Source organism: Fulvivirga kasyanovii, from assembly GCF_009711405.1.
Classification (GTDB): domain Bacteria; phylum Bacteroidota; class Bacteroidia; order Cytophagales; family Cyclobacteriaceae; genus Fulvivirga; species Fulvivirga kasyanovii.
On the sequence record NZ_SMLW01000528.1, the window covers coordinates 1 to 15,110 of the forward strand.

Genomic DNA, 15,110 nt, shown 5'->3' on the forward strand with positions numbered 1-15,110 from the left:
TTTACTTAAAAAGAAAGTTAATTCTTTTGATTTGATCAGATCATAAACCTTTTTTGCCGATATTTTCAATGGCTATATTACATCTAAACCTAACATAAAACGCTCTTAATGAAGGAACTTATTGAAATTTGTTTTTGGATTTGCATTTTCATCGTTGTTTATTCCTATGTTGGCTACGGATTTCTCCTCTTCCTTCTTGTCAAAATCAAAAGAGCATTCGGATCAAAAGCACCTGCACCGGACACCTCAAATTACCCTGAGGTAACCCATGTTATCGCTGCATACAATGAAGAAGATTGTATCCGTCAAAAGATCGAAAACTCTCTGAACCTTGATTACCCCACCGATAAACTCAAGGTACTCATTGTTACCGACGGATCTACTGACGAAACAATGAACATCATCAAAAGTTATCCCCAGGTACTGCATTATCATGAAGACAGCAGAAATGGTAAGATCGCCGCGGTCAACCGTATTATCAGGTTCGTTAAGTCTCCAATTATTGTATTTTCGGATGCAAACACTACCCTGAATGACAGTGCCATTAGAAACATAGCCCGCCATTTTAATAATCCCGGGGTAGGTTTGGTGGCCGGCGAAAAAAGAGTAATATCCAAAGATGCTGACGGCGCTGCTGCTTCAGGGGAAGGCTTTTACTGGAAGTATGAATCCAAGCTTAAGCAATGGGATTCGGAGCTGCACTCAGTAGTCGGGGCTGCAGGAGAACTTTTTGCCGTAAGGACTGACCTTTTTGACCCTGTCGATGAAAATATTATTATTGAAGACTTCTACATCTCTCTGAAAATAGCCATGAATGGCCATAAAGTAGTGTATGAACCTGATGCTTATGCCATGGAGTCTGGCTCAGCTTCGGTAAAAGAAGAGTTGAAAAGAAAAATAAGGATAGCCGCCGGTGGTATTCAGGCTATTATTAAATTGTCGCCTCTGCTTAATATTTTCAGATATGGCATGCTAAGCTTTCAATATGTCTCACACCGGGTACTAAGATGGACACTTGCTCCTTTAGCTTTACCCATCATCTTTTTCACTAATTTCTACCTCGCTCTTCATGGAGGACAGCTTTACCAGTTAATATTTGCGCTGCAACTCCTGTTTTACCTCTTTTCGACTATCGGTTGGATACTTCAAAACAACAACCTAAAATTCAAAATATTCTTCATCCCCTATTACTTCACTATGATGAATTATGCTGTTTACAGGGGCTTCTTCCGGTATATCAATGGCACGCAATCAGCCGTATGGGACAAAGCCAAAAGAGCACAGGCTTAAAGTCTGAAAATACCTGATAAAGAAGAAAGGGGCTTGTTAATCTTTATTCAAAGGTAAACCTCTTCCATTTCTCAATAAAATAGGCCTTCTTTACGTTTTGATTTGAGCTACTTGAGACGAATACTTACCATATCATTCCTGGTCATAGTAATATTAGTTGGCTGCAACAGAGCCAGTTATATTACGGTAAAGCATGTAAAGCCTGTAAACCATAACCGCTACTACAACAAAAAGAAAGATAAACGGAAAAAGCGGACCAAGTACGTTAAGGTCAAAATACTTAAACAATCAAAAGCTGTAAAACCTCCGCGGGAGAAACCTCCTAAAAAGAAGAAAGACAAGAAGGACAAGGAACAAGAAACCGAAAAAAGTATTCCAGACGAAACACAAAATGAAGCAGACAGCACAGGACTACTTTATTAGAGGAATGGCTTCATGTAAGGATGAAAAATTTACAGAAGCTATAGCGTATTTCAGCCAGGCACTTTCTATAGAACCGGGACACACGGAAGCCCTTTATAACCGCGCAAAATCAAATTTTAAACTACAAAAATTTGACGCGGCGCTCCTCGACTTTGATAAACTGATAGAGTATCACCCTCAAAATGCCTTTTACCTTAGCGAAAGGGCTGTTGCCTATCATCTTTCGGGTGATAATAAAAAAGCCCTGAAGGACCTGGACCGGGCAGTTGAGCTTGAGCCCAACAAACCATTCAGGTATTCCAGCCGGGCATTTATAAAGGAACGTGCAGGAGACTTGAAAGGGGCTATTGAAGATTATGAAAAGACCATAGCGCTGGATCCCGAAGATGCCATTGCTTTTAATAATAAGGGACTGGTAGAAGAAAAACTGGGCTACAAGGAAAAGGCCCAAAAGAGCTTTGAAAATGCAGACCGCCTTGACCCTGCATACGATAGTGAAAAGATCAAAAAACAGGAGGCCCCGAAACCTAAAGAGCCTGCAAAAGCTAAAAAGCAGCCGGAACCCGTTGAACAGGCTAAGCAGGATGACCAGGAGGAAAAGCTTACACTGAAAAGCTATATGAAACTGGTTAAAAGGATTATAACCACCAAATCTGAAAGAACTGAGTTTAAACAATTCTTAAAGGGCATCTTAAAGAAAAAGCCTTGAGAGTATCTGTTGTCCTTCCGGCATTTAATGCAGAGGCTACCATTAATAGAGCCATTAGCAGTATACTGGAACAGACTTTTAAGGCTTTTGAATTGATCGTGGTAGATGATGGTTCTACCGATAATACCTGGAACATTATCAAGGATCTGGAGACTGAAGATCCCAGAATAAAATGCTACCACCTTATGCATGGAGGCATAGCCCGTGCCCTTAATTTTGGAATAAAAATGAGTAGCGGCACGTATATTGCCAGAATGGACGCTGACGACACCTCCTACCCTGAACGCCTTGAGCTGCAGTTTGACTATTTGGAAAAACATCCGGACGTCGGATTAGTATCGAGCCTTGTTAAACATACGGGTGACGCTTCAAAATATGAAGGTTACCTGAAACATGTGGAATGGATCAACAGCGTCGTTAAACCGGAGCAAATATTATCCAAAAGGTTTATGGACTCTCCTTTTGCCCATCCATCCACCTGCTTTAGGAGACATTTGACAAACAAATACGGAGGTTATGCTGAAGACAGCGTACCAGAAGATTATGAACTATGGCTTCGGTGGCTTCACCATGGGGTCGCTATGCATAAATTAGATAAGGTGCTGCTGGACTGGCATGATAGCCCCGGCAGGCTCTCCCGGACAGACGCCAATTATAGCAATGAGAACTTTTACAAAATCAAGGCCCGCTATCTGTTGAGCTATCTAAAACAAAAATTTGATAAGCTACCCCAGCTCTATGTTTGGGGGGCAGGCAGAGTAGTTAACAACAGGGTAAAGCCACTACTTGACCTTGGGCTTACCATATCGGGCTTTATAGATGTTAAGGACCGAAAAGACAACAAATTCATTCATTTCTCGCAAATTCCTGCGCAGCCTAATCCGGGAAGGTTAATGATCCTTTGTTTTGTCAGCGACAGGAAAGGCAAGGTTGAAATATATAATTTTCTTACCCAAAAAGGATATGAGGAAGGCCGGGATTTTCTGATGATGGCCTGATCAGCTCAAGCCCTTGAGCAGGTTATCGATGTTTCTTCGGAACAATACCTTGATAGGACTGATCTGCTCCAGGTGAGCGGTAACAATGGAGCCATATAAAACGGTAATGAAAAGGTTCGCCAGCTCTTTTGTATGGCTTGAAAGAGTTATTTGCTTTTTGAAGATCGCCTCCAACAAAAATTTCTCCATCATCTGGGGTATGGACATGATCTGAATCTGATCAAGGTCAGGCTCATTGGGATAAAGTATCCTCCTTTCTACAGACTTTAAAGGGAATGGGGATGGTGGACGAGTAAGGCTGGTGAAATAGCTTATCAGGCTGAGCATAAGGCCCGGGTTACGCTCAAAGGTTTCGGCTACTTTGTCAAACAAGTAGAGAATGCCATCAATACCTTCTTTGGGGTTATGGTATAAATCTACTGCCCTATCCAGGCACCACGTCCTGAGAAAATAGAGCAGAATATCATCTTTTTGTGGAAAATATTTAAAAAAAGTTACTTTAGAAATGCCTACCCGATCGCAGATATCATCAACATAAAGTTCTGTAAATGACTTTTTACCAACGAGTTGCGTAGAAGCAATTAATATCTCCACCTTGATTCTGGCAGATTTTTTCGCCCTGCCCCCTACTTCAATAGTTTCCATAATTCACTTCCAATATAATGTTATTCCCGGAATTTATGCAGTCAAACCACCGATAAATCTTACAAGAAAGGATTATATTAGAAATTCGTAAAATATATAACCGGATGAATATCAGATTAATAATATTTTTGGCCATCGTAAGCCTGTTCAGTTGCCAGTCAAAAGAGCCTGTAAACGAGCTTCCGCTCACGGGGGTAATAGCAGATAGTGCGATGGTAGTGTCCGCCCATCCTCTGGCTTCCAGGGTTGGAATAGATATTATTAAAAATGGCGGTAATGCCGTAGATGCGGCTGTCGCAGTGCAGTTTGCCCTGGCAGTGGTTTACCCCGCAGCCGGAAACATCGGTGGCGGTGGTTTTATGGTTTACCGTGATCATGAAGGTAATACAGACGCACTGGATTTCAGGGAAGCTGCTCCACTGGCCTCATCCCGGAATATGTACCTGAATGAAAATGGAGAAGTCATTGAAGAGCTCAGCCGGCTCGGACATTTGGCCTCCGGTGTACCCGGAACGGTAGACGGAATGGTAACTGCCCACGGAAAATATGGAAAACTACCCTGGGAAAGCCTTGTACAGCCTGCTATTGACCTGGCCAGAGACGGCTTTCCCTTAACTGCTATGGAAGCCCGCGGACTAAGCAGCAGCATAGAAGATTTTAAAAAGTATAACACATTTCCTCCATCCTCTTTTATCAAAAAATGGCATGAAGGCGACACCCTCCGGCTACCAGACCTTGCAAACACATTAGAACGTATCCGCGACACCAAAAGAGAGGGTTTTTACTCAGGAAGAACCGCTGATCTTATTGTAAGGGAAATGAACCGCGGAGGTGGTATTATAACCTATGAAGACCTCAAAAACTATCATTCTATGTGGAGAAAACCCACCAGTGCTCCTTACAAAAACTACAAAGTCATCTCTATGCCTCCTCCTTCCAGTGGAGGAATCGCCCTTACACAACTGCTAACTATGATCGAAGATCTACCTGTTGCTGAACATGGCTTTCACTCACCGGAGGCGATACATTATATGGTAGAAGCCGAGCGGCGTGTGTATGCCGACAGGGCTACACATCTGGGAGATCCTGATTTCTATCTGGTACCGGCAAAAGACCTTACGGATCGGAGCTACCTCAAATCGAGGATGGAACATGTAAGCGAAAGCGAGGCCACACCTAGTGATTCCGTTGCCGCCGGGGAGTTTTCGCTATATGAATCTGAAGAAACAACCCATTATTCCATTGTAGACAAAGAGGGTAATGCAGTAGCGGTCACTACTACACTTAATGGCAGCTACGGTTCCCATGTAGTGGTTGACAGTGCCGGTTTCCTGCTCAACAATGAAATGGACGACTTTAGTGTAAAACCAGGATTCCCTAATATGTATGGATTAATTGGCGGAGAAGCCAATGCCATCGTACCCCTCAAAAGAATGCTCAGCTCCATGACTCCTACCATTGTAGAAAAGGAAGGCAAACTTTACATGGTGGTTGGCTCTCCAGGTGGCTCTACGATAATCACCTCTGTCTTTCAAACAGTGCTCAATGTCATTGAATTTGATATGAATATGCAACAGGCTGTAACCGCAGGGAGGTTTCACCATCAATGGAAACCTGATGTTGTTTATGTAGAGAAAAACAGTATTGACGAAGATGTTTTGAAAGCATTAACCAAAATGGGGCATACCATGGAAGCACGCGAACCCATAGGCAGAGTAGATGCCATACTTATTACCCCCGACGGCAAGCTGGAAGGCGGCGCGGACCCCCGGGGAGATGATATGGCCATTGGGTTTTAATGGAAGTTTACAAGTTTACAGTTCAGTGTTTACCGTTTATCGACAGTACTTCGATCCATAAACAGTTACGAGGTACCGAAAAACTTTGGCTTTGGGATACCCGGCTTTGAACTGAAAAACTACTCCTTAACAATAGTAAACTCTACCCTTCTGTTTAGCTTACGCTTTTCAGGGTCGTCGTTATCGGCAATTGGCTTGTTCCCTCCATAGCCTTTGCCTGACACTCGTTTAGAGGAAATGCCGTGCTTTACGAGGTATTCCTCGACTGCTTCCGCACGTTTTTTAGAAAGCTTCAGATTATGTTTGGGCAACCCTCGATTATCAGTATGTCCCTCAAGCCTGATCTTCATGGAAGGATTTTGCTTCATCAAGTCCACAACCAGGTCAAGCTCTTCGTATGAACTCTCCAGGATATTTGGTGTAGACTGTTCAAAAAGTACATTTTTGAGGTTTACAGTGGTTCCTACAGAAATGGGTTGTAGGGTATAATTCATTTCTACCAGTTTCATCTCACTGGTATATACATCCAGGGTTTCCCGCTTACTTATATAACCCGGAGCATCTACCCGAACTTCATAAACGCCGGCAGCCGGTATACTGAGAGAATAATAGCCATTATCATCTGCTGTAGGTACTTCTTTTTTGAAGCTGTTCTTTCCAGCCACCGTTACAATGGCATCTATGTTTTTATTGCTATCTGCATCCAGCACCTTGCCATAAACAGTTATCGCATTGGGTTCAGCAACAATTGAATCCCTTGCTACCTCTACGATCTGTATTCCCGTGTCCAACTCAGTTACAGGTTCACTGATCTGCATTAGTGAGTCTACCGGCTTCTCGGTGTAGATTTTGAGATCGCTATAACCATCACTGTTGATGGTTGAGGAATACAGGGCAAAATTCTCATAAGTTCTATAGTATTTTTCCCGCCCCTTGGTGTTTACCACTTCAAGTGGTGAGGGTGTGCTCCAGCTTCTCCAGCTATCATCGAGCCTTTCTGACATAAAAATGTCGCTACTACCCTTGCCACCCAGTCCGTTGGAGGAAAAATATAACGTCTTGCCATCGTCAGATAAAAAAGGTGAGAACTCCTGAAACTTGGTGTTAACCGTACTTCCGAGGTTTTTAGGCTCTCCCCAGCTTCCGTTATCCTTTTTAAGAATTACATAGAGATCTTCTCCTCCTTTGGTACCATAGGATTCCAGGGACATCACCAGGACTTTTCCATCCTTAGAGATATATCCCCCAACATTATCAGATAAATTTTTATAATATGGAATATCTATATCTGTCGGTGCAGACCATCCTTTGCCTTGCTTTGATGCTTTAGCAATGCCCTGGGTACGTACTATACCGTTGGACTCGGTATAATGATTATGAAGGTAAATAGTAGAACCGTCTTTAGAAAAACCAATTACACCATTCCATTCTTTATTATTAAGGCCTCTGGCATTTTTAGGTGCCGACCATTGACGATCAGCGGTAAGTGTACTGTACCAGATATCCCCCTTATCTATTGTGCCTCCTACATTCTCCGGATGATGACTCCTGGTAAAGTATAAGACCTGTCCATCAGGACTAAGTACCGGATTTTGTTCATCATAAATGCTGTTTATGTTTGCAAATACCCGGTCTACACTCTGAGCTATTGAAGAAGTTACGCTTAAAACCAACACCAGCACTCCTGAGATACTCTTCCTTATCATATGAGAATTCAACGAAAGTCAATCAATATTATTTTCTAATTTCAGCACTAAGAACGGCTTATCGGTGGAATAAGACAAGGTTTTGGTAAGGCTTTTATGGAACATGCTGCCGAGGAACCCTCTATGCTTTTTATAAACCACCAGAAGATCGCTGTTTTCATCCTGCATAAACTCTTCAATACCCAAACCGATGTCGTCTTTAAACCTTTTGTTAACGAAGTTTATCTTTTTATATTGAATGAAGCTCTTCAACTCTTCAATAAATTCATTATAATTTTCTTCGTCATCTCGAAGGTTAATGTGTAGCACACTTATTCGGGCATCAAAAAGAGTGGCAAACGAAATCACCTCCTGAATGGCCATTCTGTCCTCCTTCATAAAATCGGAGGCATAAACTATCTTATTAAAGCCACTATACGATGCGCTTTTTGGAACGCATAATACAGGCACTTTGGCTTTTTCTATAACATCTTCAGTATTACTGCCAAAAAACACCCCCTGCACACGGCTGATCCCGGTTGTCCCCATCACTATAAGATCATACTGCCCTTCCGTGATCATGTCCAAAATGCGGTCTGTCAGCTCTCCAAGTTCCATCTGGTAATCGCAATTAAGCAGCCCCTCGGGTTTATAGTCTTCATTGATCTGATCAGCCAGCGTCTTGAGTTTGGTGGTAGCCATACCCAAAAGTTCTTTAAAAGACCGACCTATTGAAGCTTCACCAACTATCTTATTAAAGTCGCTTTCAGTAAAAACATGTACCAGTGTAACCGTTGAGTGGAACTTCTTGCCGATTTCCACTGCAAACTCTATGGCATTCAGCGAAGTATCGGAAAAATCTACGGGACATAATATCTTGTTCATTGACACAAATATACTATTTAGAATACAAAGTTTTATAAGTGTTATTGCCTTTGCTCACCCAAGGATTATCTTTTATAGTATACCGCCAGGGCAGTAAAGCATCTTCCTGCGCATAAGCCACCCCAATTCTTGGTGATTCATCTATACCTTTGCGGTCAATACCATTGTCTTCCAGCCAGATATCATCCTCAAAAAGTGTGGTCTTATCATGCGTCAGATCTATTCCCAGAGCCTGCGACAACTTTCCCGGCCCGGAAGTCAAAGCAATGGTCTCCCGTTCAAACCCACGCCTGTGGAGCATGGTTTCCATTCCTTCCACCGGTTCTACTGCCCTTATCAAAACAGCCTCGGCAGTACCCTCATTGTTGGTAACAATATTAAAGAGCTTATGGATACCATAGCATAAATAAACATAACAAGTCCCTCCGTCACGAAATAAGGTCTCAGTGCGTGCCGTTCTGCGATTATTATAGGCATGGCAGGCTTTCTCGGTATAGGAATACGCTTCCGTTTCTACAACAATTCCTGCAGTCAGTTGTTTATCAAAATTTGTGTAAAGGGTTTTTCCCAAAAGCTCACGGGCCACTTCCGTCACGGAGTCTCTCAGAAAAAATGATTTATCAAGCTTCATCTACTTCCTTGTTTTATTGTCAACAAAATTCTCTAATTTTCGTTATTGAAATTTGAAATTTAACCAAACCATATTTAACATGAAAAAATCAATACTAACTGTACTGGCATCGTTCTTTTTTATTGCAGGAGCTATGTCACAGATTAGCACACCACAGGCAAGCCCTGCCGGCTCTGTTTACAGTAAAGTCGGACTTACTGATGTTACCATCGATTATTTCAGACCAAAAGTAAAAGGTCGAAAAATCTTCGGAGAGGGCAAAGATTATTTACAACCTTACGGTGAAACCTGGAGATCAGGCGCTAACTCCGGATCAAAGCTTACTTTAAGCACTGACGTTCAAATAGCAGGCACCAAAGTTCCGGCCGGAGAGTATCTGATATTTACTGTGCCAGGCAAAGATGAGTGGAAGTTCATGCTTTACTCAGACCTAAGTATAGGTGGCAATGTATCTGCCTACGACAAGAAAAATGAGGTTGTAAGTGCCACAGTGAAACCAACTAAACTTGGCCAAAAAGTAGAAACATTAACTTTCAACATTGCTGACATCAGCGAAGACAATACGTCTGCAAACATTCAGCTTGCATGGGACGATGTATCTATCAAAGTACCCATGAAAGTAGAATTTGACGAAGTGGTGATGAAGGAGATTGCTGCAAAAACAAAAGTAAATCCTACAAACTACATCGTTGCTGCAAACTACTACTACAACACGGGCAAAGACCTGAATCAGGCTCTGGAGTGGGTGAATATGTACCTGGCCGAGGGTGACAACTCAAAGCAATTCTGGAATGTACACCTGAAAGCTCAGATACTAGCCAAAATGGGTAAGAAAAAAGAAGCCATTGAGACTGCTAAAAAGTCTATTGAAGCAGCAAAAGCCAGCCCTCAGGGTGACTTTGGTTATGTAAAAAGAAATGAAGACCTGATTGCAAGCCTGAAGTAATCCGGTAATTCTGTAAAGTTTAAAACGGCTGGGGCTATTTGCTTCAGCCGTTTTTTTTATTTTTCGTTTGAAGGGGGATCAAACGTTAAACCTGTGGAGTAAATGGATTGGAAAAGTAAAGCAAGTAAAGTGAAACTTGCTGCTGAAAATCAGTAAACCGAGCTTATTGTTATATTATACACCTTTGTCTACTGCTTTTGCCGATTGCTATTAACAACTCTCTGTCAGCAAAGAGGTAAAAACTTTAGGGGCTCCCCAGAAATTACGCTTGACCCTTGAAGGGTTGGCATAGCCCCAAGGCCACAAAAGTGTCCATAGCGATAATTCCCTTTAGATTAGTCATTAATGTCTCACAAGACAAAGTAACCAGCGTTTGAGTCGATTAATACGTGGGGACTAACAATGCCATCCATTAACAATTCTTTCCCAATTATTTTAGGCTATTCTATGTACACATTTTTCTGGTTGGGTATTTGTCTGGAATGACAGCGAACAAAGCCAAATTGGAGCGCTTTACTAAACTTCCAAAAGTTTGGTAAAGCTGAACTGTTCAAAGTACCATCAGGCCAAAGGTAATGTCTCAGTCCTACCCACCGCTGATTTGAATACTTTGTCAATACAGCGCAGATGTTTTGATCGATAAGTTTGCCGCACTGTCATCGCAGGGTTGTTCTTACCCTTAAAATTCTCCTACAAACCCTCTGCACAATAAAGAAAGCCTAAATGATTAATATTAAGCCGTGTGCCCGGAGTTACTGCTTCCGTTGACTCCTGATAATATAAGCTGTAACAACATCGAAATCAGAACCACCAGAGCGCAGCCTATGGCATTGTACCACAGATAGCTGATTTCAAAAGTATAGAAGCTCACAATAACGATAATCTGGGCAATTACAGCCGCAATAAACACGGCATTGCCTTTCACAAACTTGACAAAAAAGGCCACCAAAAAGATTCCCAGAATGGTACCGTAGAATATTGAGCCTAAAATATTGACGGCCTCAATAAGGTTTTCCAGAAGACGGGCAAACAGTGCAAAACCAATGGCCACAATCCCCCAGAAAGCGGTTAGCAGCTTTGAAGCAATTAAATAATGTTTATCTGAACCTTCTTTTTTAATCAGTCTTTTATAAAAATCAACCGAGGTAGTAGAACCAAGTGCATTTAGCTCTCCGGAAGTTGATGACATGGCAGCGGAGAAAATCACCGCAAGCAGTAATCCAATAACACCCTTCGGCAGATAATTCATGATAAAAGTAAGGAATACATAATCAGAATCTTTGGTTTCCACCTCCGGATCATTGGCAAGCAACAGATCTTTCAGTTCTCCTCTGATTTCTTTGGCTTCGGCATCGCTTTGCTGAACCTGCGCTGTTAATGAAGCCACTTTTTCGGATTCATTTTTATCCATGGCTACTACCAGGTCTTCCAACTGCTGCTTTTTTACTTCAAAATTCTGATTGTAGGCACTTTCCAGTTGCTCCACCTGATCACGGTATTCAGTACTGTAGATCTGCTCCATTTCGGCCTGCTTAAAAAACAGAGGCGGCTGCACAAATTGATAAAAGACGAATACCATTACACCTACAAACAGGATAAAAAACTGCATAGGCACTTTCAAAATGGCATTAAAGATTAACCCCAACCGGCTTTCAGCTACCGAGGTACCGGTAAGATATCGCTGTACCTGCGATTGGTCCGTACCGAAATAAGAAAGCGCCAGGAACAAGCCACCGGTAAGACCTGTCCAGATCGTATACCTTTTTTCAGGGTTCAGGGAAAAATCAACAGCTTCAAGCTTACCCATTTTACCGGCAATATGAATGGCGTTGTTAAAGGACAGGTAATCGGGCAAATAATCAATGATCATGAAAAAAGCAATGAACATACCTCCCATGATCACCGCCATTTGATATTTCTGAGTCAGACTGACCGCCTTGGTACCTCCGGAAACCGTATAAATAACCACCAGTACGCCTGTAATAAGTATGGTGAGTGAAAGGTCCCACTTGAGCATGGTAGACAAAATAATAGCCGGTGCATAAATAGTAATACCGGCAGCAAGTCCGCGCTGCACAAGAAAAAGAAAGGCACCTAATGAGCGGGTTTTCAGGTCAAACCTGTTTTCCAGAAACTCATAAGCGGTATAAACCTTGAGTTTGTAAAAAATGGGTATAAAAACTGCAGAAACTATGATAATGGCAATGGGGAGCCCAAAATAGTTTTGTACAAATGCCATCCCCGACTCATAGGCAAGGCCTGGTGTAGATAAAAAAGTGATGGCACTGGCCTGGGTTGCCATTACTGACAATCCGATGGTGCCCCATTTCATTGAGTTGTCGCCCAGGAAATAGTCATTGATGTTCCTGCTGCCCCTGCTCTTCCATACACCATATACTACAATAAACAATAATGTACCCAGCAGTACTGTCCAGTCAATTAAGCTCATGAATAATGGTTAGTGAAAAGATAGAAGAGTATGATCAAAAAAACCAGGTTGCCCAGCACAAGAAGGTACCACCCCTTCCAGCTTTTAAAAAAGGGGGCCTTTTCTTCTGTTTTCAATTCCTTGTTGGGTTCGGTCATCAGTAAAATTTATCAGGGTTTATTGGCTTCTGCCTTTGACTCGGCATTTCCTAATGAAACAAGGTTTACGAAGATCCTATAGGCTCCGGGTACGCCGGCAGGAAGTTCCCTGAACCATGAATACCCGGTGTAGATGTAGTACCCTTTCCCGTACTTGGCCACCAGCAACCCTCCATTTTTGTCTTTTTCGCCTTTATCGTGGCTTGATAACAAAGCAGTATAGTTTTTATCCCATTGATCCGGGAAGTAAAGCCCACGCTCCTGCACCCAGTCTTCAAAATCCTTTTCGGTTATCTTATTGGGTGTGCTCATTGCAGGGTGCCTGGGTTCCAGTATCTTCACTTCGGCATTTTCATCGGCAACCCTGTCCCTCGACAACTCAAGGGGATAAGGAGCAAAATGGTCTGTTTTCAACCTGAAGTTCGTATTGTACTGAACAATGAGGGTGCCTCCCTTATTTACATAATCCAGCAGGTCATTCATATAGAAGTTGATCCTTTCATTAGTATTCAGTGCGCGCACCCCAAGGATCACTGCATCCAGCTTATCCAGATTTTCCGGGGTGATCTCATCTTCCTTCATTTCCCAAACTTCGTAACCTATCTCCCTCAGAGCCGCCGGGATGGCATCTCCGGCCCCCTGAATATATCCTACCAGTTCACCGTGTTTTTCAATGTTGATCTTTACCACTTTGGCTTCAGCTTCCGGCATGAGCAATTGTGTTGGGATATGCTCATAGTCAACAGTTATCAGGCTGTTGCTGTAGGTCTTTCCATTCATTTGCATTACAGCCTTTATGGCTCCTGTACTCTGCTTATCAGGAGGGGTAAGCCTGAAATAGAATTTCTTCTCCTCTCCTTTGGCAGTCAGTTCATAATTTTGTTCGGCAGGACTTACTTCCCAGCCTTCCGGCACCTGCAACTTCACATTACCTGATACGCCTGCTTTACCTGCTTTTAAGGTAACTTCCACCTCTTTGGATGCCGTTTTTGAAAAGATATACACCGGCTCGGCAATATTGGCAAACACAGGAGGAGTGATCACAAATGGCCTGTATTGCTCTCCTTTTACGGGATCATTCCATTTGTATACCACCGGTACCGTGTAAAGTATCTCCTGCCCTCCTATTTCCAGAATAAACTTAACAGGAATGGCAGGATCATTTTCAGGAGTACCGATCAAATGCAGATCGTCCACCTTATACATACCCAGCGTACCCTCTTCACGCAACCAATATGGTTTGGAATACTCTCTGTCATCAGGGATATCAAGGGTGGTTTTAAAAGTAATGTCTTTATTCTCTGCTAATTCAAGATTGGCAACTGTATCTGCAAGGGCATTGTACTTCACTTGCTTTAACCTTGCACTAAATACCGACCTGTTGATAGCCTCAACTGTCAATGTGATTTTATCTCCGGGTGTGACAGAGTAGTCATCAGCAACAACTTCAAGGTACAAGCCCATCACTGATTTAATTAATTCGTCAACCTGCCCAAGCTTTAACGCTTTCCAATAGGGGTCTTTGAGTTTTGAAATTTCACTTCTAGCTTCCAGCAACTGGGGCATAATAGCAGCCGGACGGGTTGGATCATAAGCCGCTATCGTTTTTTCAACAATGTTGCCTATCTTTTCTCCTCCTTTTACCCTTTTCCATGAGGTATCAATACCTTCAAAAATGTCCTTTTCAGCTTTTTCCCCAGCTACATACTCTAAAAACTCAAGCTGCTCTCCCCTGCTTCCGCTCGATCCGAAGCCCTGGCTTTTGTGCTGGCTTCTGCTTAAGGCGGCAATCTCTGTGTATGATTTACCAAGCAATGGATTATAACCTCCCACGTCAATGGTCAGTACCCCGGGAGTATCAGCATTGATCTCAGGGCTCCACCATCTACCGGTATTCATATATAATCGCTTTGGCTTCCAGGTGTTTACATATTGAAGTTGTTCCGGATACTTGCTTTTATCCGCAGCAAGATCTATGGCTTCTTCTGCCATGATCGCAGAGGTGGTATGGTGTCCGTGTCCGGCACGTTCGTCAGGCGGAAAACGTGTGATAATCACATCAGGCCTGAAATTTCTGTAAACCCACACTACATCAGAAAGCACCTCATCCCTGTTCCATATTTCCTGGGTTTCGTCTGCTGATTTAGAATAGCCAAAATCGTTGGCCCTTGAGAAATATTGCTGTCCGCCGTCAATACGTCTTGCAGACAATAGCTCCTGGGTCCTGATTACACCCAGCGCTTCCCTGATTTCAGCCCCTACGAGATTTTGTCCTCCGTCACCACGGGTCAGGGACAGATAGGCTGTATTGGCAAGCCTTTCGTTGGAAAGGTAAGATATCAACCGGGTATTTTCATCATCAGGATGTGCAGCTACATATAGCGCATTACCTAAGAAATTAAGTTTTTTAAGCTTAAGTAAAATTTCAGCGGCATTGGGCTTTTCAGGTTTTTGAGCCTCAGCGGTAAATACCACACAAAGCAATAACAGCAGGTATACTTTTCTCATAAACT

The 15,110-nt window shown here is 42.7% G+C and carries 12 protein-coding genes; 6 read left to right on the plus strand and 6 right to left on the minus strand.

Annotated elements, in window-relative coordinates; translation table 11 throughout:
* The first annotated feature begins 108 nt into the window (after positions 1-108).
* The 4 genes from E1163_RS11710 (at position 109) to E1163_RS11725 (ending at position 3,420) form a co-directional block, all read left to right on the plus strand.
* On the plus strand, positions 109-1,290 hold the full coding sequence (locus E1163_RS11710) for a glycosyltransferase family 2 protein (RefSeq protein WP_155171875.1): 1,182 nt from the start codon (positions 109-111) through the stop codon (positions 1,288-1,290).
* A 111-nt stretch (positions 1,291-1,401) separates the two neighbouring features.
* Positions 1,402-1,713, plus strand: coding sequence for a hypothetical protein (locus tag E1163_RS11715; protein ID WP_155171877.1), 312 nt, complete (start codon positions 1,402-1,404; stop codon positions 1,711-1,713).
* A complete protein-coding gene (locus E1163_RS11720) occupies positions 1,682-2,422 on the plus strand; it encodes a tetratricopeptide repeat protein (protein ID WP_155171879.1) in 741 nt (246 codons plus the stop codon). The genes E1163_RS11715 and E1163_RS11720 overlap by 32 nt, the downstream gene beginning before the upstream one ends.
* On the plus strand, positions 2,419-3,420 hold the full coding sequence (locus tag E1163_RS11725; RefSeq protein ID WP_155171881.1) for a glycosyltransferase family 2 protein: 1,002 nt from the start codon (positions 2,419-2,421) through the stop codon (positions 3,418-3,420). Before E1163_RS11720 ends, E1163_RS11725 begins: the two co-directional genes overlap by 4 nt.
* On the opposite strand, the gene E1163_RS11730 is transcribed toward E1163_RS11725, so the two are convergent.
* On the minus strand, positions 3,421-4,065 hold the full coding sequence (locus E1163_RS11730) for a TetR/AcrR family transcriptional regulator (RefSeq protein WP_155171883.1): 645 nt from the start codon (positions 4,063-4,065) through the stop codon (positions 3,421-3,423).
* A gap of 104 nt (positions 4,066-4,169) precedes the next feature.
* On the opposite strand from E1163_RS11730, the gene ggt reads away from it, so the two are divergent.
* Positions 4,170-5,864, plus strand: coding sequence for a gamma-glutamyltransferase (ggt, locus tag E1163_RS11735; RefSeq protein WP_155171886.1), 1,695 nt, complete (start codon positions 4,170-4,172; stop codon positions 5,862-5,864).
* A 119-nt stretch (positions 5,865-5,983) separates the two neighbouring features.
* Here the strand turns inward: ggt and E1163_RS11740 are convergent, their stop codons facing one another.
* From E1163_RS11740 to E1163_RS11750, 3 genes are read right to left on the minus strand one after another with little or no spacing between them, the layout of a single operon-like run.
* Positions 5,984-7,570, minus strand: a complete 1,587-nt coding sequence (locus E1163_RS11740; RefSeq protein ID WP_155171888.1) for an OmpA family protein — start codon at positions 7,568-7,570, stop codon at positions 5,984-5,986.
* 18 nt (positions 7,571-7,588) lie between these two features.
* Positions 7,589-8,434, minus strand: a complete 846-nt coding sequence (locus tag E1163_RS11745; protein WP_155171890.1) for a universal stress protein — start codon at positions 8,432-8,434, stop codon at positions 7,589-7,591.
* A gap of 13 nt (positions 8,435-8,447) precedes the next feature.
* Complete coding sequence (locus E1163_RS11750) at positions 8,448-9,065, minus strand: DNA-3-methyladenine glycosylase (RefSeq protein WP_155171892.1); 618 nt, start codon at positions 9,063-9,065, stop codon at positions 8,448-8,450.
* Positions 9,066-9,144: 79 nt separating this feature from the next.
* Between E1163_RS11750 and E1163_RS11755 the strand changes: the two genes are divergently transcribed.
* Entirely contained in the window at positions 9,145-10,011 is an 867-nt protein-coding gene (locus E1163_RS11755; protein WP_246223636.1) for a DUF2911 domain-containing protein, read from the plus strand.
* A gap of 733 nt (positions 10,012-10,744) precedes the next feature.
* Here the strand turns inward: E1163_RS11755 and E1163_RS11760 are convergent.
* Together E1163_RS11760 and E1163_RS11765 are read right to left on the minus strand one after the other, a co-directional pair.
* On the minus strand, positions 10,745-12,460 hold the full coding sequence (locus E1163_RS11760) for a sodium:solute symporter family protein (RefSeq protein ID WP_155171894.1): 1,716 nt from the start codon (positions 12,458-12,460) through the stop codon (positions 10,745-10,747).
* Between the two features lie 149 nt (positions 12,461-12,609).
* A partial coding sequence (locus tag E1163_RS11765; RefSeq protein ID WP_343033817.1) for a PIG-L family deacetylase occupies positions 12,610-15,110 on the minus strand: 2,501 nt, incomplete at its 5' end.